Origin of the sequence: Leifsonia sp. AG29 (genome assembly GCF_009765225.1) — a bacterium.
Lineage (GTDB): Bacteria > Actinomycetota > Actinomycetes > Actinomycetales > Microbacteriaceae > Leifsonia.
Map to the genome: position 1 here is coordinate 824,463 of NZ_VMSF01000001.1, position 22,872 is coordinate 847,334.

The window sequence follows — 22,872 nt, forward strand, 5'->3', positions numbered from 1 at the left end:
GGCTCTCAGCGCCGGAGGGACGAACGCCCCGGTTCAGCAAGTACGATGTCCCTAGCGTCGGCGGAGTCTGCCGTCCGGCGTGCGCCCGCCGGGGCGCCGGGCACCATCGGGCCCGACCGATCACACCGGGAGAGCATCAGTGGCCAATGTTCTTGAGAAGGTCCTCCGCGTCGGCGAGGGCCGCACCCTCCGTCGTCTCGAGGCCTACGCGAAAGCGGTCAACGCGCTCGAAGACGACTTCAGCGAACTGACGGACGAGGAACTCGCGCACGAGACGGTCGAGCTCCGAGAGCGCTACGGCAACGGCGAGTCGCTCGACGACCTCCTCCCCGAGGCCTTCGCGGCGGTCCGCGAGGCCGCGAAGCGCACCCTGGGCATGCGTCACTTCGACGTGCAGATCATGGGCGGGGCGGCCCTCCACCTCGGCAACATCGCCGAGATGAAGACCGGTGAGGGCAAGACGCTCGTCGCCACCACCGCGGCCTACCTCAACGCGATCTCCAGCCGCGGCGTCCACGTGGTCACCGTCAACGACTACCTCGCCAGCTACCAGTCCGAGCTCATGGGCCGCGTCTACCGCGCCCTCGGCATGACCACCGGCGTGATCCTCTCGGGCCAGACGCCCGAGGAGCGCCGCGAGCAGTACGCGGCCGACATCACCTACGGCACGAACAACGAGTTCGGCTTCGACTACCTGCGCGACAACATGGCGTGGCAGGCCAGCGACATGGTGCAGCGCGGGCACTTCTTCGCGATCGTCGACGAGGTCGACTCGATCCTCATCGACGAGGCGCGCACCCCGCTCATCATCTCGGGCCCGTCCTCCGGGGAAGCCAACCGCTGGTTCGTCGAGTTCGCCAACCTCGCCGGCCGTCTCGAGGAGGGCGTCGACTTCGAGGTCGACGAGAAGAAGCGCACGGTCGGCGTGCTCGAGCCCGGCATCGAGAAGGTCGAGGACTACCTCGGCATCGACAACCTGTACGAGTCGGCGAACACCCCGCTCATCTCGTTCCTCAACAACGCCATCAAGGCGAACGCGCTGTTCAAGCGCGACAAGGACTACGTCGTCATGAACGGCGAGGTTCTCATCGTCGACGAGCACACCGGGCGCATCCTGGTCGGCCGCCGCTACAACGAGGGCATCCACCAGGCGATCGAGGCGAAGGAGGGCGTCGAGGTCAAGGCCGAGAACCAGACCCTCGCGACCGTCACGCTCCAGAACTACTTCCGCCTCTACAAGAAGCTGTCCGGCATGACCGGTACCGCCGAGACCGAGGCGGCCGAGTTCATGAGCACCTACAAGCTCGGCGTGGTCCCCATCCCGACCAACAAGCCGATGCAGCGGCTCGACCAGCCCGACCTCGTCTACAAGAACGAGAAGGCCAAGTTCGACCAGGTCGTGGAGGACATCGCGAGGCGCCACGAGAAGGGCCAGCCGGTCCTCGTGGGCACCACCTCCGTCGAGAAGAGCGAGTACCTGTCCCGGCTCCTCGCCAAGAAGGGCGTGCGGCACGAGGTCCTCAACGCGAAGAACCACGCGCGCGAGGCCGCCATCGTCGCACAGGCCGGCCGGCTCGGGTCGGTCACGGTGGCGACGAACATGGCCGGCCGAGGCACCGACATCATGCTCGGCGGGAACGCCGAGTTCCTCGCCGTGGCCGAGATGAACGCCCGCGGGCTCTCCCCGGTCGAGACCCCCGACGAGTACGAGGCCGCGTGGGACGAGGTCTTCGACGCCGTCAAGGCGAAGGTCGCCGAAGAGGCCGAGAAGGTCATCGAGGCCGGCGGGCTGTACGTGCTCGGCACCGAGCGGCACGAGTCCCGCCGCATCGACAACCAGCTCCGCGGCCGTTCGGGCCGGCAGGGCGACCCCGGCGAGAGCCGCTTCTACCTCTCCCTGACCGACGACCTGATGCGCCTGTTCAACGCGGGCGCCGCCGAGAGCCTGATGGGCCGCGCGAGCGTCCCCGACGACATCGCGATCGAGTCCAAGGTCGTCAGCCGCGCCATCCGCAGCGCCCAGTCGCAGGTGGAGGCGCGCAACGCCGAGATCCGCAAGAACGTCCTCAAGTACGACGACGTCCTGAACCGCCAGCGCGAGGCGATCTACAGCGACCGCCGGCACATCCTCGAGGGGGACGACCTGCACGAGCGCGTGCAGCACTTCCTCACCGACGTCATCGACGACATCCTCGACCAGCACACCGGCGAGGGCAGTGGCGACGACTGGGACTTCGACGCTCTGTGGGCCGAGCTCAAGACCCTGTACCCGGTCGGCGTGACCATCGACGAGGTCGTCGCCGAAGCGGGCAACAAGGGCCGGATCAACCGCGAGTTCATGCGCCGCGAGATCCTCTCCGACGCGCGCATCGCCTATCAGAAGCGCGAGGAGTCGCTCGGCTCGCCGGCGATGCGCGAACTCGAGCGCCGCGTCGTGCTCTCGGTGATCGACCGGCGCTGGCGCGACCACCTGTACGAGATGGACTACCTGAAGGACGGCATCGGCCTGCGGGCGATGGCGCAGCGCGACCCGCTGGTCGAGTACCAGCGCGAGGGCTACGCGATGTTCCAGCAGATGATGGGCGCCATCCGGGAGGAGACGATCGGCTTCCTGTTCAACCTGGAGGTCGAGGTCAACCAGGCTCCCGGCGAGGTCGAGGCCCCCGCGGTCGCGGCCAAGGGCCTCACGCCCGGCCAGAGCGCTCCGGCGCTCAGCTACTCGGCTCCCGGCGAGCAGGGCGAGGTCGAGGTGCGCGACCAGCGCGGCCAGCTCGAGCGCGCGGCCACCGACCGGGCTCAGCGAGCAGCCCAGGCTCAGGGCGCCTCGGCCGGCGCGGCCCAGGCGCAGGCCCCGGCCCAGGCGGCCACCCAGCGCGGCGCCTTCGGCCAGAAGGTCGCCGCCTCCGACGAGGCGGCCCCGGTCAACCGGGCGGAGCGGCGCGCTCAGGCCAAGAAGCGCTGATCCGTCAGCAGCACGAGAAGGGCGGCCCCGGCGGGGCCGCCCTTCTCGTCTTCGCTGCGCAGCGTCACAGGACCGTCACCGCGGTCGCGCGCCAGCGCGCCCGATAACGCTCGAGCCGGATGGCGACCGCTCGCGATCGTCCCGGCTGATGCGCGATGACGACGGCTTCGACCACGCCGTCGCACGGGTGCGTGATGATCGGCGCGCCCAGCCGGACCCGCGGACGGCGAGCCTCCGCCGTCCTGAGTGCCCGGCTCCGCGCCGCGATGACCGTGCGCCGCAGCAGCTGGAGGAAGACCGCATCGGTGACCCATCGGCTCACCTGATCGATCGGCCGGGCCCCCGCCAGGATCTCGATCACGCACAGGGCGAGGTTCGAGCAGAGGGACGCGGGGTCCGTTCCCCATTCCTCCTCGGACACGGACGACAGGTCCGGTGCGGCGCCGGGAGGTGGCACCGCGACGGGCGCCGGTGCGGGCAGGGGAGCCACGGCGCGGAGCGCCCGGACGGCGGGCGCCGCGGTGCGCCGCCGTGTGCGAGCGGCCGGGGACCCCGGGGCTGCCGCCGGGGCACCTCCCCGCCCGCCTGCGCGCCAGTCCACGTGCTCGATCGCCGTGCTCATCTGCTCCCCCTTCGCCGGCCGACTCCGGCGGTCGTTGTCGTGTCGGGGACTCACTCAACCAGGGGGCCGCCGGGGGAGTCCAGTGCTCCAACGCCGCTGTGGACAGCCGTCCGGAGGGCCGCCGGGGTCCGCCTACGATAGGGGGGTGTCCACGCTCAGTGATCTCGTCCATGCCCAGGGTCGTTCCTCCGAGGCCGACGTCGAGTGGCTGCACGGCCTGGTCGGTGACTGGCAGCTCCTCGCGGATCTCGCCTTCGCCGACATCGTCCTCTGGGTGCCGACGAGCGACGACGATTTCGTCGCCGTGGCGCACGCGCGTCCCTCCAGCGCGGCGACGCTCTTCTACCGCGACTTCGTCGGTCAGCGGATCAAGCCGGAGTGGCGTCAGCAGGTGACCGACGCCTACCGGACCAAGCAGATCATCGACACGTCTGCGCCGGACTGGTACGAGGAGACGCCGACGCGCGTCCGGGCCGTCCCGGTCATCCGCCGCCTGACAGCGCACTCGCCGGACACCGCTGACGAGCCCGTCGCGGTCATCACACGCCACACCAACCTCAGCGAGGCGCGCACCCCGAGCCGCCAGGAGCTGACCTTCAACGCCTGCGCGAACGATCTGTTCGACATGATCGCCACTGGCGACTTCCCCGACCTGGGTGCCCCGGCCGCGCCGCGCCGCGGGGCGCCGCGCGCGGCCGACGGCCTCATCCGGCTCGACGTCGACGGCACGACGACGTTCGCCAGCCCGAACGCGCTGAGCGCCTTCAACCGCATGGGGTTCACCGGCGAGCTCGAGGGGGAGTCCCTGGCGGCGGTGACCACCGGTCTGCTGGCCGGCAACATGACGATCGACGAGTCCCTCCCGCTCGTCGTGACCGGCCGGGCACCGTGGCGCACCGACATCGAGGCGCGCGGGGTGACGGTCTCGCTTCGCGCCATCCCGATCCGCAACCGCGGTGAGCGGGTCGGCGCGATCGTCCTGTGCCGCGACGTCTCCGAGCAGCGCCACCAGGAGCGCGAGCTGATCACGAAAGACGCGACGATCCGCGAGATCCACCACCGGGTCAAGAACAACCTCCAGACGGTGGCGTCGCTGCTGCGCATCCAGGCGCGTCGCACGCACTCCGAGGAGGCGCGGGAGGCGCTGAGCCAGGCGATGCGGCGCGTGGCGGCGATCGCGGTCGTCCACGACACGCTCTCGACCGGGCTGGCGCAGATCGTCGACTTCGACGACGTGTTCGACCGGGTCCTGCTCCTCGTCGCCGAGGTGGCGGCGAGTCACACGACCACAGTGCACCCGAAGAAGTCGGGCACGTTCGGGTCGCTGCCGAGCGAGTACGCGACTCCGCTCGCGCTGGCGCTCACCGAGCTCGTCACCAACGCGGTCGAGCACGGACTCGCCGGCCGCGAGGGAGAGGTCGAGATCATCGCGAACCGGTCGACCGAGTCGCTCACGGTGAAGGTCGTCGACAACGGCTCCGGGCTGCCCGAGGGCAAGGTCGGCTCGGGTCTCGGCACCCAGATCGTGCGCACCCTGATCCAGGGCGAGCTCGGCGGTGCGATCGACTGGCACACGATGATGGGGCAGGGGACCGAGGTCACCATCGAGGTCCCGCTGCGCTACCTCACCAAGGCCGAGCGCGCCTGACGCGCGAGAGCCGAGGGGCGCTCCGGATGCTAGGTGAAGGAGCGCCTCTCGGCTCTGGGGTGGTTCGTCTTCGTGCGGGGCGTCAGGAGGCGCGGCGCGCGCGTGCGGCGCGGCGCTTGAGCGCACGGCGCTCGTCCTCCGACAGACCGCCCCAGACGCCCGAGTCCTGACCGGTCTCGAGCGCGTACTGGAGGCAGATCTCGGTCACGGTGCAGCGCGCGCAGACCGCCTTCGCCTTATCGATCTGGTCGACGGCGGGCCCGGTGTTGCCGACGGGGAAGAACAGCTCGGGGTCCGCGGTGAGGCAGGCGGCTTTGTCGCGCCAATCCATGAAGATATGCTCCTTGTTTCACTGGGTGGTTCTCGACCCGAGGGGCCTAGAATGCAGGTAAGCAGTCGGTTACAGGGTTCTGAGATCCGTGGGGAATAAGACCTGCCCACGACCCTGTGAGCACTAACTCGACCGACAATATGCTCCCATAGCGGTTAACCTGAATCAATAGTTTTGTATGGGATAACGCTGAGAACACAAGCCGGAAACGTCAGGATGCTATAGTGCCCGACTCTCGCCACGCGCCCTCGCCCCGCGAAGACCACCGGCCGGAGGAGCGCCGGCGCCGCCCGCTCGCGGTGATCGTGCTGGCCGTCATCCTCGGTCTCGAGGCCGCGCTCGTCGCCGGTCTCGCCGTCTGGGTGGGTGTGGAACTCCTCACGCAGCGTCCCGACTCCTACGCGAGCGCCGTCGCCATCCTCGTGATCGCGGTCCTTGCGGCGGTGTGGGTCGTGGCCACGCTGGTCGCCGTGCTGGCCCTGCGATCGTGGGCGCGCGCCTCCACCGTGACCATCCAGATCCTCCAGCTCGCGATCGCCGTCGGCTGCTTCCAGGGGCTTTACGCGCGCCCCGACGTCGGCTGGGCGCTGCTCGTGCCCGCCGTCGTCGCCGGCGCGCTGGCGCTCAGCCCGCCCGTGGTGCGCGCCACCTCGCGCAACACGGAGCAACACGAATAGGCGGTGACGGGAACAAGACGGAGGATCGAACGGTTATGCCGAACATCGTGACCGACACCTCCACACTGACGCATGCATCCCCGTCCGCCATCGAGAAGGCCCGCGCCGGCTACGACGACTGGCGTGCCTCCCGCTTGACCGGGGTCACCGCCCCCGCCGGCAATCTCGCCCTCATCGAGACCCGCTGGCTCGCCGACGGCGACACCACGACCCTCGAGGAGGCGCTGGCCGGCCACCCCGACACGGTCACCGCCACTGAGCTCACGCGGCGGAACCTCGACACCGGCGAGCCTGAGCGAGGCATCCGGCTCTGGGACTCCCAGTCGCCTGCCATCCGCGCGTTCGAGACCATAGAGGCATACCCGTTCGACCCGGCGTGGGTCATCGAGGCCGTCTTCACCCCGGTCTCGGAGGAGCGCACCATCCCGTTCGAGCACATCCGCGACAACGGGCTCACGCGCGACCTCGTCGTCCCGGGCGACATCAGCTTCGAGTTGGACGGCGTCGCGTACACGCTGAGCGCCTTCGACGACGACGGCACGCTCCTCCTCGTCTTCGGCGACCCGACCACCGGCGCCGACGGCGACGACGGCACCTACGCGTCCGGCCGGTTCCTGTTCGTGGAGCGCGAGGGCGACCGCGCCGTCCTCGACTTCAACCGGGCCTTCGTGCCGCCGTGCGGCTTCTCGGACCAGTACAACTGTCCGCTCCCGCCGCGCAACAACCGCTTCGCCGTGCCGGTCAGGGCCGGCGAGAAGCGCGTCGTCCTGCGCGACCGCACCGCGCACTGAGCGAGTCACCCGCAGACCTCGCGGGACCGCGATCTCGCGCGCCCGCACTCCCGTAATCCCCACCTCCCCTCACAGCACAGGAGAACCACGTTGAGAAAGACCCCCCTGCTCGCGACGCTCGCGATCGGCCTGGCTTCGGCTCTGGCACTCGCCGGCTGCGCCGGAAACTCGTCATCCTCCGGCGGCGGCGACGCGTCCATCGCGATCGGCTCGCTGTACGAGCCCGTCAACCTCGACAACACGGCCGGTGGGGGCCAGGGCGTGACCGAGGCGCTGAACGGAAACGTCTACGAGGGCCTGTTCAAGCTCACCGACGACGGCAAGGTCGAGCCTCTGCTCGCCTCGAAGTACACCACGAGCTCCGACGGGCTGACCTACACCTTCACCCTGCGCGACGGGGTGAAGTTCCACTCCGGCAAGCCGCTCACGAGCGAGGCCGTGAAGAGCAGCATCGAGCGCGTTCTCGGGCCGGACTCGCAGTCGGCCCGCAAGTCGCAGCTCGCGGTCATCTCGTCGATCGCGACGCCCGACGCGAAGACGGTCGTCATCAGCCTGAAGAGCCGCTCGATCTCCCTCCCGTACAACCTGAGCTACATCTGGATCTACGGCCCCGGCACCTCCAACTACAAGACCGCGGAGGACGGCACCGGCCCGTACAAGCTGGGCACGTGGAAGCGCGGCAGCTCGCTGAGCCTCGAGCGCTGGAGCGGCTACTGGGGTGCCCGGGCGAAGAACAAGGAGGTCGTGTTCGACTACTTCACCGACGCCTCCGCGCTCTCGAACGCCCTGACCACGAACCAGGTCGACATCGTCACGAGCATCCAGAGCCCGGACGCGCTGACGCAGTTCAAGGGCAACAAGGACTTCACCGTCAACGACGGCAAGTCCACCACGAAGGAGCTGCTGGCCTTCAACGACAAGGTCAAGCCGTTCGACAACGTCGAGGTGCGCAAGGCCGTCTACTCCGCCATCGACCGCAAGAAGCTGCTCTCCTCCATCTGGGGCGATTACGGCACGCTGATCGGCTCCATGGTGCCGCCGAGCGACCCCTGGTACGAGGACCTCACCAAGGTGAACCCGTACGACGTCGACCTGGCCAAGAAGGAGCTGGCGGCGGCCGGTTACCCGAACGGCTTCAGCTTCACGCTCGACACCCCGACCTACGACCCGCACCCGGCGGTGGCCGAGTTCCTGAAGAGCGACCTCGCCAAGGTCGGCATCACGGTCACCATCAACTCGATCTCGGCGGACGAGTGGTACACGAAGGTGTTCAAGAACCACGACTTCGTGGCCACCCTTCAGGAGCACGTGAACGACCGCGACGTCGTCTGGTACGGCAACCCGGACTTCTACTGGGGCTATGACAACCCGCAGGTGACCGCCTGGGTCAACGAGGCGGAGCAGTCCAAGACGACCGCCGAGCAGACCGCGAAGCTCAAGCAGGTGAACGAGCAGATCGCCAAGGACGCCGCGAGCGCCTGGCTGTACCTGTACCCGCAGATCGTCGTCGCCTCGAGCTCGGTCAGCGGCTACCCGGTCAACGGCCTCAACTCGCAGTTCTACGCGTACGACATCGTCAAGAAGTAGTCGCCCGGGCGGCAGCGCGGTCAGCCGCGCTGCCGCCCCTGTCTATCCTTGAAGTGACCATGGCCGTCTATCTCCTCCGCCGAACCGCGTTCCTCGTGGTCTCGCTGCTGTTCGCGATGGCGCTGCTGTTCTTCCTCCTCCGGGTGCTCCCCGGGGACCCGGCGAACGCGCTGCTCTCGGTGAACGCGACACCGGAGCAGATCGCGGCCGCCCGCCGCCAGACGGGAGGCGATCAGCCGCTCGGGCAGCAGTTCGTCGCGTTCTTCGGGTCGCTGCTCACGCTCAACCTGGGGGAGTCGTTCGTCTCGTCCCTCCCGGTCGGACCGGAGATCGCCTCCCGGCTCGCGGTGACGGTCCCGCTCACGCTGCTGTCGTTCCTCCTGGCCCTCGTGCTCGCTCTCCCGATCGGGTTCGTCGCCGCCTGGAAGTCGGACCGCTGGTACGGCGTCGCGCTCTCCGCCTTCTCGCAGCTCGGCATCGCCGTGCCCGTCTTCTGGGTGGGCATCCTCCTCGTCAGCGTGTTCTCGATCCAGCTGCGCTGGTTCCCGTCCGGCGGCTTCCCGCGGGACGACTGGGCCGACCCGGCCGGCGCCCTGCACTCGCTCGCCCTGCCGATCGTGACGATCGCGATCGTGATGAGCGCCTCCATCGCCCGATACGTGCGCAGTGCGTCGCTCGACGTGATCGGGAGCGACTACCTCCGCAACGCCCGCGCCCTCGGCTCCGGGTTCGGGGGCGCCATGTGGAGGCACGGCCTGCGCAACGGCGCCGTGCCGGTCATCTCGGTGCTCGGCATCGAGCTCGCGACGACCTTCCTCGGCGCGGTCGTCGTCGAGAGCGTCTTCACCCTCCCCGGGCTCGGCAGCATGCTCCGCCAGGCGATCGAGCAGCACGACTACCCGAACATCCAGGGCATCCTCTTCGTGTCGACGCTGCTCGTCCTGATCGTCGGCTTCATCGCCGATGTCGCCCAGCGGCTCATCGATCCCCGTCTCCGCACCAGCATCTCGGGGAATCGATGAGCGCGCTCGTCGATCAGGCCGCCGGGGTCGCGCAGGAGCCGCGAGTCGCGGGCCGGCGCCGCCGTCGCTCGGTCACACTCGGGATCGGTCTCGTGCTCGTCGGTCTCGTCGTCGTCACCGCGCTCGTGTCGTTCTTCTGGCTGCCGTACGCCCAGAGCGACACGTCGGGAGGCCGCCTCGAGGGTCCGGGCGCACAGCACTGGCTCGGCACAGACAAGCTCGGCCGCGATCTGCTGACGCAGCTCATGATCGGCGCCCGCATAGCTCTCGCCGTCGGCATCGGCTCCGTGGTCATCGGCGCGGTCATCGGCGTCACGGTCGGTCTTCTCGCCGCGTTCGCCACGCGCTGGCTCGACGACACCATCTCGGCGTTCCTCGACATCCTCATCGCCTTCCCCACGCTCCTCCTGGCCATGCTGATCGTGGCGGCCCAGGGCGCCTCCCTGGGCACGGCGATCCTGGCGATCGGGCTCGCCATGGCGTCCGTCGTGGCGAGGCTGACGCGAGTGCTCGCGAAGCGCGTGCTCTCGCAGCAGTATGTGACCGCCTCCCGCACCTCCGGCACGTCGTGGCCCGGAGTCGTGCTCCGCCATGTGATGCCCAACATCTGGCCGACGTTGAGCGTCAACCTCGCCCTGCAATTCGGTGTCGCCGTGCTCGCCGAGGCGAGCCTGTCGTACCTCGGGCTGGGCGCCCCGCCGCCGAACGCGTCCTGGGGCAGGCTCCTCGAGGAGGCGCAGGGCACGGTCGCGACCGCACCTGTCGGTGCCATCGCCCCCGGCGTCGCCCTGGTGGTGCTCGTCATCGGCGTGAACCTCGTGGCGGACGGACTGCGCGAGGTCGGCGACCCCACGAGGAGGCGAGGCCGGTGATCCTCGACGTGAACGCTCTGAGCGTCTCGACGCGCGATGGCGTGCGCCTGGTCGACGACATCTCGTTCTCGCTCTCCGAGGGGGAGCGGGTCAGCCTGATCGGCGAGTCCGGGTCCGGCAAGTCCCTCACCTCGTTCGCCGTCACCGGTCTGCTGCCGGACGGGCTGAGTGCGTCCGGGAGCGTCCTCCTCGACGGAGTGCAGGTGATCGGCGCCGCCGAGAAGGCGTTGGTCCCGCTTCGAGGGCGGACCGTGTCGATGGTCTTCCAGGAGCCGTTGACGGCGCTCGACCCGCTCATGCGGCTGGGCAAGCAGGTCGCGGCCCCGCTCGCGCGCCACCTCGGCCTGCGCGGCTCGGCCCTCCGCGACGCCGTGCTCGGCGCCCTCGAGGAGGTGCGGCTCCCGGACCCGCAGCGCATCGCGCGGGCGTATCCTCACGAGATCTCGGGAGGTCAGCGACAGCGCGTCGCGATCGCGGCGGCGCTCGCCTGCCGGCCGCGCCTCCTCATCGCCGACGAACCGACGACCGCGCTCGATGTGACCGTCCAGGCCGAGATCCTGGCGCTGCTCGATGCACTGGTGGCCGAGCGGGGGATGTCCCTCCTCTTCGTGAGCCACGATCTCGCCGTGGTCTCGCGGATGACCGATCGCGCAGTCGTGCTGCGCCGTGGCCGGGTCGTCGAGCAGGGGCCGATCGGGCGGATCCTCAGCGCGCCGGCGGACCCGTACACCGCGGAGCTGGTTCGCAGCGCCCGCGAGCTCGATGCCGCATTGGAGACACCGTGACGCCGATCCTCGAGCTCCGTGACGCCACGTTCCGCTACGGCCGGGCGCAGAGCCCGGCCCTCGACCGCGTCTCCTTCGCGATCGAGGGCGGCCGAAGCGTCGGGCTCGTCGGGGAGTCGGGCGCCGGCAAGACGACTGTGCTGTCGCTGCTGCTCGGTCTGACGAGTCCGACCTCCGGCGAGGTGCTGTTCGACGGCGCCCCGCTCGACCGCCGCGACCGGCGGTTGATGCGTGGCTTCCGCCGCAGTGTCCAGACTGTCTTCCAGGACCCGTACTCGTCTCTCGACCCGCGCCAGAGTGTCGGTCGGATCGTGGGCGAACCGCTCGCGTCGCTGGGAATCGCGACGGGAGCGGAGGCGCGACAGCGGGTCGCGGAAGCGCTGGCCTCCGTCGCCCTGCCGGCCGACGCGGCCTCGCGCTTCCCGCACGAGTTCTCGGGCGGTCAGCGGCAGCGCATCGCCATCGCCCGCGCGATCGTGGCGCGCCCGCGGGTGCTCCTCGCCGACGAGCCGGTGAGCGCTCTCGACGTGACGACGCGCATCCTAATCATCGAGCTCCTCGGCGAGCTCGCCGCGCGCGAGGGCATGACCGTCGTCATGGTGTCGCACGACCTCAGCGTGGTCGCGTCGCTCTGCGCGCAGACGGTCGTGCTCCAGGGCGGCCGTGTCGTCGAGCAGGGCGAGACGGCCGCGGTGCTCGGGTCGCCCTCCGACGCCTACACGCAACGCCTGATCGCGTCGGTTCCGCGCCTCCCGGCCTGATCCGGGCGTTCCCCGAAGCGGGCCGGGACGCGGTTCCGGTCGTTACGCGTCGATGCCGAGCCTCTTGCGCAGCGACGCCACGTGCCCCGTAGCCTTGACGTTGTACAGCGGCAGACGAACGGTGCCGTCGGGGTCGATGACGAACGTCGACCGGATGACACCCTCGACCAGCTTGCCGTAGAGCTTCTTCTCGCCGTACGTGCCGTACGCCTTGTGGACCGTGAGGTCCTCGTCGGACAGGAGCGGGAAGTTCAGGCTCTCCTGCTCCTGGAACTCCTTGTTCTTCGCGGGGGCGTCCTTCGAGATGCCGATCACCTGGTACCCGCTGGAGGCGAGCGAGTTGAGGTTGTCGCGGAAGTCGCAGGCCTCGGTCGTGCAGCCCGGGGTCATCGCCGCCGGGTAGAAGTACAGGATGACGTTCTTGCCCTCGTAGTCGGCGAGGGAGACGCTGTTGCCGTCCTGGTCGGTCAGGGTGAATGCGGGCGCCGGCCGGCCCGCCTCGAGTCGCTCATCGGTCATGCGACCATTCTGGCCTACGCGAGCGTGGTGAGGAGGCGCTGGAGCGAGTCCAGCCGCGCACGCCCCGTCTCGCCGAGCCGGCCCTCCTCGACGGCCTCGACGATCGCGCAGTCCGGGGCGTCGGGCAGGTGGGTGCAGCCGCGGGGGCAGTCCTCCGCGATCTCAGCGAGGTCGGTGAACGCCTTGAGGATGCTGTCGGTGCTGACGTGCCCGAGACCGAATGACCGGACGCCGGGCGTGTCGATGACCCAGCCGTGACGTCCCTCCTCGTCGTCGACCCGCAGCGACACGGTCGAGGACGATGTGTGGCGGCCCCTGCCGGTCACCTCGTTCACGTGGCCGGTCGCGCGCTTCGCTCCGGGCACGATCGCGTTGACGAGTGTCGACTTGCCTACACCGGAGTGGCCTACCACGACGGTGTCGTGCCCGACCAGCACGGCCTTGATCTCGGCGACGGGGATGGCGTCCTCGCGGCTGGTGAACACCGGGAGGTCGAGGCCCGCGAAGTTCTCGAGGAACGGTGCGGGGTCGGCGAGGTCGGTCTTCGTCACGCAGAGCATCGGGGCGATCCCGGCGTCGAAGGCCGCGACGAGGTAGCGGTCGACGAGCCGGGTCCTCGGCTCGGGGTTCGCGGCCGCCACGACGATGAGCATCTGGTCGGCATTCGCGACGATCACGCGCTCGACCTCGTCCGTGTCGTCGGCGCTGCGGCGGAGCAGTGTGGTCCGCGGTTCGATGCGGACGATCCTCCCCAACGTCCCCTCCTCGCCGGTCACGTCTCCGACGACGGCCACGCGGTCGCCGGTGACGATGGCCTGGCGGCGGAGCTCGCTCGCCCGCGCGGCGATGGACTGGCGTTCGCCGGGCGTGTCCTCGTCGACGAGCACCGTGTAGCGGCCGCGGTCGACGCCGAGCACCCGCGCTATCGCCGCGTCGGCGTGCTCCGGGCGCTGCTTCGACCTCGGCCGGTTCCCCTTCGGGTTGGGCCGGGTGCGCACGCTCGACTCGTCGTAGTCGCCGTACTCCTCGTCGTCGTCGTCATCATCGGTCGCCCACCACGACCCGGTGCCGTCCGTCACGGCTCCCGGCTCCGATCGATGCGCGCGGTCACCGGCCGGGCGCTCCCTGCACCATGCGCGTCCAGAGCTCGGTGAACTGGGGGAGGGTCTTGGCGGTCGTCGCGACGTTCTCGATCTCCACGCCCGGCACGACGAGGCCGATGATCGCACCGGCGGTCGCCATCCGGTGGTCCTCGTAGCTCCGCCAGACCCCCCCGCGCAACGGACGCGGCTCGACGCGCAGGCCGTCCTCGAGCTCGGTCACCGCGCCTCCCAGGCCGTTGATCTCGGCCGCCAGCGCTGCCAGCCGGTCGGTCTCGTGATGGCGGATGTGCCCGATGCCGGTGATCTCACTGGGACCGTCGGCGAGAGCCGCCAGAGCGACCAGGGCGGGTGCGAGTTCGCCGCCGGTCGACAGGTCGAGGGTGACCGGCGAGACGGTCTCGGGCCCCGTCACGGTCAGGCGGTCGCCCTCGAGCTGCACGGTGGCGCCGAACAGCGGCAGAAGCTCGGCCAGGTCGGCCCCGACCTGGGTCGTCGAGGCTGGCCAGCCGGTGACCGTGACCGATCCGCCCGTGGCGACGGCGGCCGCGAGGAAGGGGGCCGCGTTCGACAGATCGGGCTCGATGTCGACGTCGAGCGCGCCGATGCGTCCAGGGGCGATCCTCCAGTGCCCGGTCTCGGGAGACTCGACCACAACGCCCCGCGCGGCCAAGGCGGCGACCGTCATCTCGATGTGGGGGAGGCTCGGGAGGCGCTCGCCGGTGTGCGTCAGGTCGAGTCCCTCCTCGAATCTCGCGCCCGACAGGAGGAGCGCGCTGACGAACTGGCTGGAGCTCGATGCGTCGACCCCGATCGCGCCTCCGCGCACCGACCCCGTGCCGTGCACGGTGAACGGGAGGGCGCCCCGGCCGTCGTCGTTCACGTCGACGCCGAGGGAGCGGAGCGCCGCGATGATGGCGCCCATCGGACGGCCGCGCGCGGAGTCGTCGGCGTCGAAGGTGGTGGGGCCGAGGGCGAGGCCGGCGACCGGCGGTACGAACCGCATCACCGTTCCGGCCTGGCCGCACTCGATCGTGGTGCTGCCGATGAGCTCGTCCGGAGGGGTCACCAGCAGGTCGGAGCCGAACTCGCCGGAGCCCTCGCGCTCCTCGATGCCGACGCCGAGGGAGCGGAGCGCCTCCACCATGTTCGCGCTGTCGCGGGAGTGGAGGGGCGAGCGCAGCAGCGACGGCCCGTCGGCCAGGGCCGCCAGCACGAGCTCCCGGGCGGTCAGCGACTTCGATCCCGGCAGCGACACGGAGGCGACGACGGGACCGTCGGCGACCGGCGCCGGCCACAGCGTGTTCGGCTCCTCCGTGCGGTTGTCGCCGTACGGGTCGAAGTCGGGAGCGGAATATTTCGAGATCAGCATTGTTGTCAAGGTTATCCGTGTTCCAGACCCAGAGAGGGATCAGCCCGTGCCCTTCGCGACCGCCGTTCTCGACGCACCCCGCGTCGATACTCGGGGTCCCGTCGCGACGGAGCAGCTCATCCCGGGGGTCACGGAGCAGCGCCCGCAATTAGACTGGCCGGTGATGACCACCGAAACCGAGGATCTGGGCCGCCTCTTCGAGGAGCAGGCCCTGCCCTTCATGGACCAGCTGTACGCGGCGGCCCTCCGCATGACCCGGAACCCGGCCGACGCGCAGGACCTCGTGCAGGAGACCTACGTCAAGGCGTACGGCGCGTTCGGCCAGTTCAAGCAGGGCACGAACCTGAAGGCGTGGCTCTACCGGATCCTCACCAACACGTTCATCAACACGTACCGCAAGAAGCAGCGCGAGCCCTACCAGGGGACGATCGACGAGCTCGAGGACTGGCAGCTCGGAGGCGCGGAGTCGACCACCGCCTCCACGAGCCGCTCGGCCGAGGCGGAGGCGATCGACCACCTGCCCGACAGTGCCGTCAAGGACGCGCTCCAGGCCATCCCGGAGGACTTCCGGCTGGCCGTGTACCTCGCCGATGTCGAGGGCTTCTCCTACCAGGAGATCGCCGACATCATGAAGACCCCGATCGGCACCGTCATGAGCCGTCTCCACCGCGGCCGCCGGATGCTGAGGGAGCTTCTGACCGACTACGCGCACGAACGCGGGCTCAGCGCCGTTCAGGGCGAGCCCGCCGTGCAGACCACCAGGAGAACACGATGACCGACTGCGGTTGCGAGAAGGCCAAGGCCGAACTCGAAGAGTACCTGCGCAACGAGCTGTGCAGCGAGGATGCTGCCGACGTGCGCGAGCACCTCCAGAACTGCGACGGCTGCTCGAGCGAGGCCCACCTGAACGTGGTCCTCACCGAGGTCGTGCAGCGCGCGTGCAAGGAGACGGCGCCCGAGGAGCTGCGCACCGAGGTGCTGCTCCGGATCCGTTCCTTCCAGGCGACGGCCCACTGAGTCTCGCTGCGCTGCGCGCAGCCCCTACCGCCCGCCCGCATTCGTGCCGAATGTGCCCTCCGAGGGCCGGCAACTCGTGATTCGTGCTGAATGCGGGAGTCGTAGGGCTGGGCCGGGCCCTCATTCGTGCTGAATGTGCCCTTCGAGGGCCGGCAACTCGTGGTTCGTGCTGAATGCGGGAGTCGTTGGGCTGGGTCGGGCCCTCATTCGTGCTGAATGCGGGGCGTCGTTGGGCTGTGTCGGGCCCTCATTCGTGCTGAATCTGCCCTTCGCGGTCCCGCAACTCGTGATTCGTGCTGAATGCGGGAGCCGTTGGGCTGGGTCGGGCCCCTCATTCGTGCTGAATGTGCCCTCCGGAGGGCGGCGAGGGGTGATTCGTGCTGAATGCGCACCACGGGCGCGGTGCCTCGCACGTCAGGCCGCGCTGCCCGATCCCGCCTCGTGCAGGAAGAAGAGGCCGCCGAACGGGTCCGTCACCTGAGCGAACCGGCCGAACTCGCTGTCCCACGGGTCGCGGAGCACCGTGCCTCCCAGTTCGACGACCCGCGCCGACGCGGTGGCCGTGTCGGCCACGGTGAAGTAGACGACCCAGTGCGAGGGGACGCCCTCGGGCAGCATCCCGTCCGCGTCGAAGACGCCGCCGGCCGGCGCGGCCTCGTCGCCGAAGGTCGAGTAGCGGAAGTCGGCCGTGTCTCCGAGCACGCGCATCTTCCAGCCGAAGACGCGGGTGTAGAACTCGACCTGGGCCTGGTAGTCCCGGGCGTAGAGCTCGTGCCAGCCGAGGCCTCCCGGTTCGTCGACGAGCTCGAAGCCGCGGTGCTCCTCCGGCTCCCACAATCCGACCGCGGCGCCGCCCGGATCCGCCAGGACGGCCAGTCGGCCGCGATCGCCCACCTGCATCGTCGGGGCGAGGACGGTCGCACCCGCCTCCTGCGCTGACGCCTCCGTCGCCGCGGCGTCCTCGACGAGGAGGTAGGTCGACCACAGGTTCGCCGGGCCGCCTTCGCCCATGACGGGCCCGAGACCGGCCACGAGGCGGCCGTCCTTGGTGAAACTCACGTAGCCGCCGTACTCCTCACCGGCCGACTCGGCCTTCCAGCCGAAGAGCGAGGAGTAGAACTCCGTTGCGGCGGGCACATCGGAGGCGGCGTAATCGACCCAGCAGGGCTCACCCAGCCGGTGTTTGGTGACGACGGTCATGTCGCCCAACCTAGCCGCTGGGTTGGTCGCCCGCGAGGGACGCAGACAAGTCCGGGTGGAGGACAGCAACGACGAAGGCCCCGGTCGCGCGGACCGGGGCCTTCGTCGTGCGGGTCGCTCAGAGGGTGAGCGCGCGCTCGATGAGGATCGACTGCTCCTTCGCGTGGCGCTTGGCCGACCCGGCGGCGGGCGACGCCGACGGCGGGCGCGAGACGACGCCGAGCGGGCGCGGTCCGAGCTTCGAGGTCTCCAGGATCATGAACGGCCACGCCCCCTGGTTCTCGGGCTCGTCCTGCACCCAGACGAGCTCGGCGTTCGGGTACGAGTCGACGACGGCCTTGAGCTCCGTCGCGGGAAGCGGGTAGAACTGCTCCACCCGGACCAGGGCGATCTCGGGGTTCGGGTTCTTCTCGAGCTCGTTGAGCAGGTCGTAGTAGAGCTTGCCCGCCATGAGCAGCACGCGCTTGACGGACGACTTGTCGGTGATTCGCTTGTCGTCGATGACCGGCTCGAAGCGCCCCGTGGTGAAGTCGGCCACATCGCTCGAGGCCCCGCGCAGCCGCAGCATGGCCTTCGGTGTGAAGACGACGAGCGGGCGGCGCGGCCGGGCGTACGCCTGGCGGCGCAGCAGGTGGAAGTACGACGCGGGCGTCGACGGACGGGCGACCGTCATGTTGTTCTCGGCGCAGAGCTGGAGGTACCGCTCGATGCGGGCGCTCGAGTGGTCCGGCCCCTGGCCCTCGTAGCCGTGGGGGAGGAGCAGGACGAGCGAGGAGCGCTGGCCCCACTTCTGCTCCGCCGAGGAGATGAACTCGTCGATGATGATCTGCGCGCCGTTCGCGAAGTCGCCGAACTGCGCCTCCCAGAGCACCAGGGCGTCGGGGCGCTCGACGGAGTACCCGTACTCGAAGCCCATCGCCGCGTACTCGCTGAGCAGCGAATCGTAGATCCAGAACTTGGCCTGGTTGTCGCTCAGGTTCGCGAGCGGCAGCCACTCCTGCCCGTTTACGCGGTCGTGCAGCACGGCGTGGCGCTGGACGAACGTGCCGCGGCGGGCGTCCTGCCCGGCGAGCCGGACCGGTGTGCCCTCGAGGAGGACGGTGCCGAGGGCGAGGAGCTCGCCGAAGCCCCAGTCGATGCCGCCGTTGCGGCTCATCTCGCCGCGCTTGTTGAGCAGCTGCTGCAGCTTCGGGTGGACGGTGAACCCGGCCGGCGGGTTGTTGAAGGCGTCGCCGATCATGTTGATGACCTGCTCGCTCACCGCCGTCGACTCCGGCTCTCCGACGCTCTCGTCCTCCTGCTGCGCCGACGGCTGCTCGAGGTCGCCGGACGTGGCGCCCGCCGTGATGATCGGCGTGGAGTTGGTCTGCGCCGCGTGCGTCTCCATGAAGGCGCGCTCGAGGCGGTCCTGGAAGTCGCGGTGCGCCTGCTCGTACTCCTCCTCGGTGATGTCGCCGCGGCCGACGAGGGCCTCGGTGTACAGGCGGCGCACAGAGCGCTTCGCCTCGATGAGGTTGTACATGAGCGGCTGCGTCATCGACGGGTCGTCGCCCTCGTTGTGACCGCGGCGGCGGTAGCAGATGAGGTCGATGACGACGTCGCGCTTGAATTCCTGGCGGTACTCGAAGGCGAGCTCGGCCACCCGGACGACGGCCTCGGGGTCGTCGCCGTTCACGTGGAAGATCGGCGCCTGGATCGTCTTCGCCACGTCGGTGGAGTAGACCGAGCTGCGGCCCTCGCCCGGAGGGGTGGTGAAGCCGACCTGGTTGTTGATGTTGACGTGGATGGTTCCGCCCGTCCGGTAGGCGCGGAGCTGGGACATCTGCATCGTCTCGACGACGATGCCCTGGCCGGCCATGGCCGCATCGCCGTGGACGAGGATAGGCAGCGTGAGGAACGTGCCGGCGGGCCGGCGGTCCTGCTTGGCGCGGACGATGCCCTCGAGCACGCCGTCGACCGCCTCGAGGTGTGAGGGGTTCGCCGCGAGGTACACGGGGATCTCCTCGCCATTGCGGCCCTTGAAGGTGCCCTCGGTGCCCAGGTGGTACTTGACGTCGCCGGAGCCCTGGACAGTCCGCGGGTCCTGGGTGCCCTCGAACTCGCGGAAGATCTGCCCGTACGTCTTGCCGGCGATGTTGGTCAGGACGTTGAGCCGCCCGCGGTGGGCCATGCCGATCGCGACCTCGTCGAGCCCCGCGCCGGCGGCGCCCTGGAGGATCGTGTCGAGCAGCGCGATGGTCGACTCGCCGCCCTCGAGGCTGAACCGCTTCTGACCGACGTACTTGGTCTGCAGGAAGGTCTCGAACGCCTCCGCCTCGTTGAGCTTGCCGAGGATGCGGAGCTGCTCGTCGTGGGTCGGCTTCTCGTAGGGCCGCTCGAGCTTGTCCTGGACCCACTTGCGCTGGGCCGGGTCCTGGATGTGCATGTACTCCACGCCGACGGTGCGGCAGTAGGAGTCGCGGAGCACCCCGAGGATGTCGCGCAGCTTCATCTTGCGGCGGTCGCCGCCGAACTGGCCCGTGACGAACTCGCGGTCGAGGTCCCAGAAGGTGAGCCCGTGGTTCTCGATCTCGAGGTCGGGGTGCGAGCGCTGCTTGTACTCGAGCGGGTCGATGTCGGCCATCAAGTGGCCGCGGACCCGGTACGAGTTGATCAGCTCCTGGACGCGGGCGGTCTTGTCGACGGCGCTCGCCAGGTCGACGCTGATATCCGGGTTCCAGTGGATCGGCATGTACGGGATGCGCAGCTCCGCGAAGATGTCCTCGTAGAAGTTGTGCTTGCCGATGAGCAGCTCGTGTACGATCTTGAGGAACTCGCCGGAGCCGGCTCCCTGGATGACCCGGTGGTCGTAGGTGCTCGTCAGCGTGATGGTCTTGCCGATGGCGAGACCGGCGAGGGTCTTGTCGCTGGAGCCCTGGAACTCGGCCGGGTATTCGAGAGCGCCGGCGCCGATGATGCAGCCCTGCCCCTTCATGAGGCGGGGGACCGAGTGGACGGTGCCGATGCCTCCGGGGTTGGTGAGCGAGATCGTCGTCCCGGCGAAGTCGGCCGCGGTGAGCTTGTTGCCGCGGGCCTTCGAGACCAGGTCCTCGTAGGCGGCGAGGTACTCGCCGAAGCGCATGGTGTCGGCGCGCTTGATGCTCGGGACGAGGAGGGCCCGCGTGCCGTCCGGCTTCGGCAGGTCGATCGCGATGCCGAGGTTGATGTGCGCCGGGGCCACGACCGACGGCTTGCCGTCGACCTCGTCGTAGTAGACGTTCTGGCTCGGGAACTCCTTGAGCGCCTGGATGAGCGCCCACCCGATGAGGTGCGTGAACGACACCTTGCCACCGCGGGCGCGCTTGAGGTGGTTGTTGATGACGATGCGGTTGTCGATCATCAGCTTGGCCGGGATGGTCCGGACGCTCGTGGCCGTCGGCACGGTGAGCGACGCGTCCATGTTCGTCGCGAGGGTCTTCGACATGCCGCGCAGCGGCGTGACCTTGTCCTCCTCGGCCGGCTCGACGGTCGCGTTGGGCGCGGTGACGGGGGCGTCGGCGGGGACAGGCTGCGGCTTCGGCGCCACCGACGTCGTGCGGGCGACGGGCTGCGCACCGATGACGGGGATCGGCGTCGTCACGGGCTTCGGCTCGGAGGCGGCGGGCGTCGTCGGCTCCGAGGGGCTCGCCGGGTTCGGCTCGACCGGCTGCGGCACGGAGGGCTCGGAGGGGGAGGCCGGGTTCGGCTCGGCGGGCGTCGGAGCCGGGGTCTCGCTCGGCGAGGGGGCGGAGGCGTCACCCGCGGCGGGAGCAGGCGCCGCGCCGGTGGCCGGGTGGTAGTTCTCGAGGATCGGCCACCAGGACTTGTCCACCGAGTTGCGATCGCGGACGAACTGCTCGTACAGCTCGTCGACGAGCCACTCGTTGGCTCCGAATTCTCCCGACGCGCCTTCGTCTGTTCCTACACCGGTCAATTGGCTCGACACAGCCGATCGCCCACTCTCTCCGTTGATTCGTCCGATCGGGCAGCGTTCAGCACCACCCGCTTCCATCCGAGATTCAAGCCTAATCCCATCGGGCGGCCGGTGCGGCGGGTCGGCTCGTGAGGATAGCGTTATTCCCATGCAGTTCTATGGGACGACCCCGCGGCACGACCTCACCTATTCCGACGTCTTCCTCGTCCCGTCGCGATCCGATGTGACGAGCCGGCTCGACGTGTCGCTCGCACCGGGCGACGGCACCGGGGCGACCCTCCCGATCGTCTCGGCGAACATGAACTCGGTGACCGGCAAGCGCCTCGCCGCGACCCTGGCCCGGCGCGGTGGCCTGGGCGTGCTGCCGCAGGACATGCGGCTGCAGGATCTCGACGAGGCCATCCGCTGGGTGAAGGCGCAGCCGGTCGCGTTCGACACCCCGTACGAGGCGTCGCCCGAGGAATCGGTCGCGGACGTGCTGCGGCGCGTCCCTCCGGTCGAGGGCCACGGGATCGTGGTGAACGACACCGACGGGCGCTACCTCGGCTGCCTCGCCGCGGTCCAGCTCGGCTCCGCCCTCCCGGACGCGCGCGTGGGCGATCTGCTCCACGGGGCCCTGACCGGGCTGGACGCCGAGGACCTGACCGACGGACGGGCCGCGTTCCAGGTCATGGACGCCGCCGGGATCGCCTTCGCGCCAGTGCTCCTCCACGGCCGGGTGATCGGGACCCTGAGCAAGCGGAGCGCCCTGCGCTCGACGATCTACCAGCCCGCGCTCGACGCCCACGGGCGCCTGCGCGTCGCCGCGGCGGTGGGCATCAACGGCGACGTCGCGGGCAAGGCGAAGGCTCTCGCGGCCGCCGGTGTCGACGTGCTCGTCGTCGACACCGCGCACGGCGACCAGGAGGGGATGATCCGTGCGCTGCGCACGATCAAGGCGCTGAAACTCGGCCTCCCGATCGTCGCGGGCAACGTGGTCACCGAGCAGGCGGTGCGCGATCTGGTCGCAGCGGGCGCCGACATCCTCAAGGTCGGCGTCGGCCCGGGTGCGATGTGCACGACGCGCATGATGACGGCCGTCGGCCGGCCCCAGTTCTCGGCCGTGCTCGAGACCAGCGCCACCGCGCGCGAGCTCGGTGCGCACGTGTGGGCCGACGGCGGCGTGCGCTACCCGCGCGACGTCGCCCTGGCGCTCGCCGCCGGCGGCGCGTCGGTCATGATCGGCTCGTGGTTCGCCGGCACCGTCGAGGCGCCGGGCCAGCTCGTCCGCGACGAGTCCGGCGCCCTCTACAAGGAGAGCTGGGGCATGGCGTCGACCAAGGCGGTCAAGGGGCGCTTCGAGCGGCTCGACCCGTACGAGCTCGCCCGCAAGGAGCTCTTCGCGGAGGGAATCTCGAGCTCGCGCATCTACCTCGATCCGCTGCGGCCCTCCGTGGAGGACCTGCTCGACATGATCACGACCGGCGTGCGCAGCTCGTTCACGTACGCCGGAGCGCGCACGCTCGCCGAGTTCCACGACCGGGCGCTCGTCGGCATCCAGTCGGCGGCGGGCTACGAGGAGGGCAAGGCGCTCCCCGTCAGCTGGTAGGCGCCTCCCGCTCAGGAGCCGTTCGCGCCTTCACCCTGGGAATCGGCCGTGGCTTCGGCCGAGGAA

19 protein-coding genes are annotated in these 22,872 nt (G+C 69.9%); 12 read left to right on the forward strand and 7 right to left on the reverse strand.

Going from position 1 to position 22,872, the window contains the following annotated elements; all coding sequences use genetic code 11:
* The first annotated feature begins 139 nt into the window (after positions 1-139).
* Entirely contained in the window at positions 140-2,962 is a 2,823-nt protein-coding gene (gene secA / locus FPT20_RS04010; protein WP_158862827.1) for a preprotein translocase subunit SecA, read from the forward strand.
* A 64-nt stretch (positions 2,963-3,026) separates the two neighbouring features.
* Here the strand turns inward: secA and FPT20_RS04015 are convergent, their stop codons facing one another.
* Positions 3,027-3,584 carry an Rv3235 family protein gene (locus FPT20_RS04015; RefSeq protein ID WP_158862829.1) on the reverse strand — a complete coding sequence of 186 codons (558 nt, stop codon included), beginning with the start codon at positions 3,582-3,584 and terminating at the stop codon, positions 3,027-3,029.
* A 145-nt stretch (positions 3,585-3,729) separates the two neighbouring features.
* On the opposite strand from FPT20_RS04015, the gene FPT20_RS04020 reads away from it, so the two are divergent.
* Positions 3,730-5,232 (forward strand): sensor histidine kinase, encoded by a 1,503-nt coding sequence (locus tag FPT20_RS04020; RefSeq protein ID WP_158862831.1) that lies wholly within the window; start codon positions 3,730-3,732, stop codon positions 5,230-5,232.
* Between the two features lie 82 nt (positions 5,233-5,314).
* Here the strand turns inward: FPT20_RS04020 and FPT20_RS04025 are convergent, their stop codons facing one another.
* The gene (locus FPT20_RS04025) at positions 5,315-5,563 is read right to left on the reverse strand and encodes a WhiB family transcriptional regulator (protein ID WP_018190103.1); all 249 of its coding nucleotides are present in this window, start codon (positions 5,561-5,563) and stop codon (positions 5,315-5,317) included.
* Between the two features lie 224 nt (positions 5,564-5,787).
* On the opposite strand from FPT20_RS04025, the gene FPT20_RS04030 reads away from it, so the two are divergent.
* The 7 genes from FPT20_RS04030 (at position 5,788) to FPT20_RS04060 (ending at position 12,058) form a co-directional block, all read left to right on the forward strand.
* Positions 5,788-6,240: a hypothetical protein gene (locus FPT20_RS04030; RefSeq protein ID WP_158862833.1), complete on the forward strand. Its 453-nt coding sequence runs from the start codon at positions 5,788-5,790 to the stop codon at positions 6,238-6,240.
* Positions 6,241-6,275: 35 nt separating this feature from the next.
* On the forward strand, positions 6,276-7,031 hold the full coding sequence (locus tag FPT20_RS04035; protein WP_158862835.1) for a DUF1684 domain-containing protein: 756 nt from the start codon (positions 6,276-6,278) through the stop codon (positions 7,029-7,031).
* A 90-nt stretch (positions 7,032-7,121) separates the two neighbouring features.
* Positions 7,122-8,618 carry an ABC transporter substrate-binding protein gene (locus FPT20_RS04040; protein WP_233265376.1) on the forward strand — a complete coding sequence of 499 codons (1,497 nt, stop codon included), beginning with the start codon at positions 7,122-7,124 and terminating at the stop codon, positions 8,616-8,618.
* A gap of 59 nt (positions 8,619-8,677) precedes the next feature.
* A complete protein-coding gene (locus tag FPT20_RS04045) occupies positions 8,678-9,640 on the forward strand; it encodes an ABC transporter permease (RefSeq protein ID WP_158862837.1) in 963 nt (320 codons plus the stop codon).
* The gene (locus FPT20_RS04050; protein ID WP_158862839.1) at positions 9,637-10,512 is read left to right on the forward strand and encodes an ABC transporter permease; all 876 of its coding nucleotides are present in this window, start codon (positions 9,637-9,639) and stop codon (positions 10,510-10,512) included. Before FPT20_RS04045 ends, FPT20_RS04050 begins: the two co-directional genes overlap by 4 nt.
* The gene (locus FPT20_RS04055) at positions 10,509-11,297 is read left to right on the forward strand and encodes an ATP-binding cassette domain-containing protein (RefSeq protein ID WP_158862841.1); all 789 of its coding nucleotides are present in this window, start codon (positions 10,509-10,511) and stop codon (positions 11,295-11,297) included. Before FPT20_RS04050 ends, FPT20_RS04055 begins: the two co-directional genes overlap by 4 nt.
* The gene (locus FPT20_RS04060) at positions 11,294-12,058 is read left to right on the forward strand and encodes an ABC transporter ATP-binding protein (RefSeq protein ID WP_158862843.1); all 765 of its coding nucleotides are present in this window, start codon (positions 11,294-11,296) and stop codon (positions 12,056-12,058) included. Before FPT20_RS04055 ends, FPT20_RS04060 begins: the two co-directional genes overlap by 4 nt.
* A gap of 42 nt (positions 12,059-12,100) precedes the next feature.
* Here FPT20_RS04060 and bcp read toward each other — a convergent pair whose 3' ends face one another.
* The 3 genes from bcp to aroA are packed head-to-tail and all read right to left on the reverse strand — an operon-like array spanning position 12,101 to position 15,049.
* A complete protein-coding gene (bcp, locus tag FPT20_RS04065) occupies positions 12,101-12,577 on the reverse strand; it encodes a thioredoxin-dependent thiol peroxidase (RefSeq protein ID WP_158862845.1) in 477 nt (158 codons plus the stop codon).
* 14 nt (positions 12,578-12,591) lie between these two features.
* Positions 12,592-13,656, reverse strand: a complete 1,065-nt coding sequence (gene rsgA / locus FPT20_RS04070) for a ribosome small subunit-dependent GTPase A (RefSeq protein WP_158862847.1) — start codon at positions 13,654-13,656, stop codon at positions 12,592-12,594.
* Between the two features lie 28 nt (positions 13,657-13,684).
* The gene (gene aroA / locus FPT20_RS04075) at positions 13,685-15,049 is read right to left on the reverse strand and encodes a 3-phosphoshikimate 1-carboxyvinyltransferase (protein ID WP_158862849.1); all 1,365 of its coding nucleotides are present in this window, start codon (positions 15,047-15,049) and stop codon (positions 13,685-13,687) included.
* A gap of 163 nt (positions 15,050-15,212) precedes the next feature.
* On the opposite strand from aroA, the gene FPT20_RS04080 reads away from it, so the two are divergent.
* Positions 15,213-15,824 carry a sigma-70 family RNA polymerase sigma factor gene (locus FPT20_RS04080; RefSeq protein WP_158862851.1) on the forward strand — a complete coding sequence of 204 codons (612 nt, stop codon included), beginning with the start codon at positions 15,213-15,215 and terminating at the stop codon, positions 15,822-15,824.
* Positions 15,821-16,066, forward strand: coding sequence for a zf-HC2 domain-containing protein (locus tag FPT20_RS04085; RefSeq protein ID WP_158862853.1), 246 nt, complete (start codon positions 15,821-15,823; stop codon positions 16,064-16,066). The genes FPT20_RS04080 and FPT20_RS04085 overlap by 4 nt, the downstream gene beginning before the upstream one ends.
* A gap of 414 nt (positions 16,067-16,480) precedes the next feature.
* Here the strand turns inward: FPT20_RS04085 and FPT20_RS04090 are convergent, their stop codons facing one another.
* Positions 16,481-17,266 carry a VOC family protein gene (locus FPT20_RS04090; RefSeq protein WP_158862855.1) on the reverse strand — a complete coding sequence of 262 codons (786 nt, stop codon included), beginning with the start codon at positions 17,264-17,266 and terminating at the stop codon, positions 16,481-16,483.
* 118 nt (positions 17,267-17,384) lie between these two features.
* Positions 17,385-21,230, reverse strand: a complete 3,846-nt coding sequence (locus FPT20_RS04095; protein ID WP_199245662.1) for a multifunctional oxoglutarate decarboxylase/oxoglutarate dehydrogenase thiamine pyrophosphate-binding subunit/dihydrolipoyllysine-residue succinyltransferase subunit — start codon at positions 21,228-21,230, stop codon at positions 17,385-17,387.
* A 136-nt stretch (positions 21,231-21,366) separates the two neighbouring features.
* Here FPT20_RS04095 and FPT20_RS04100 point away from each other — a divergent pair, with 136 nt between their 5' ends.
* A complete protein-coding gene (locus tag FPT20_RS04100) occupies positions 21,367-22,806 on the forward strand; it encodes a GuaB1 family IMP dehydrogenase-related protein (RefSeq protein WP_158862857.1) in 1,440 nt (479 codons plus the stop codon).
* Positions 22,807-22,872: the final 66 nt, after the last annotated feature.

Excerpts from the sequence above, each read along its gene's own strand:
- FPT20_RS04045 (WP_158862837.1), top strand. The coding sequence starts at position 8,678 with ATGGCCGTCTATCTCCTCCGCCGAACCGCGTTCCTCGTGGTCTCGCTG.
- FPT20_RS04085 (WP_158862853.1), top strand. The coding sequence starts at position 15,821 with ATGACCGACTGCGGTTGCGAGAAGGCCAAGGCCGAACTCGAAGAGTAC.
- FPT20_RS04050 (WP_158862839.1), top strand. The coding sequence starts at position 9,637 with ATGAGCGCGCTCGTCGATCAGGCCGCCGGGGTCGCGCAGGAGCCGCGA.
- FPT20_RS04090 (WP_158862855.1), bottom strand. The coding sequence starts at position 17,266 with ATGACCGTCGTCACCAAACACCGGCTGGGTGAGCCCTGCTGGGTCGAT.
- FPT20_RS04080 (WP_158862851.1), top strand. The coding sequence starts at position 15,213 with ATGACCACCGAAACCGAGGATCTGGGCCGCCTCTTCGAGGAGCAGGCC.
- bcp (WP_158862845.1), bottom strand. The coding sequence starts at position 12,577 with ATGACCGATGAGCGACTCGAGGCGGGCCGGCCGGCGCCCGCATTCACC.
- FPT20_RS04100 (WP_158862857.1), top strand. The coding sequence starts at position 21,367 with ATGCAGTTCTATGGGACGACCCCGCGGCACGACCTCACCTATTCCGAC.
- FPT20_RS04015 (WP_158862829.1), bottom strand. The coding sequence starts at position 3,584 with ATGAGCACGGCGATCGAGCACGTGGACTGGCGCGCAGGCGGGCGGGGA.
- FPT20_RS04035 (WP_158862835.1), top strand. The coding sequence starts at position 6,276 with ATGCCGAACATCGTGACCGACACCTCCACACTGACGCATGCATCCCCG.
- FPT20_RS04025 (WP_018190103.1), bottom strand. The coding sequence starts at position 5,563 with ATGGATTGGCGCGACAAAGCCGCCTGCCTCACCGCGGACCCCGAGCTG.
- aroA (WP_158862849.1), bottom strand. The coding sequence starts at position 15,049 with ATGCTGATCTCGAAATATTCCGCTCCCGACTTCGACCCGTACGGCGAC.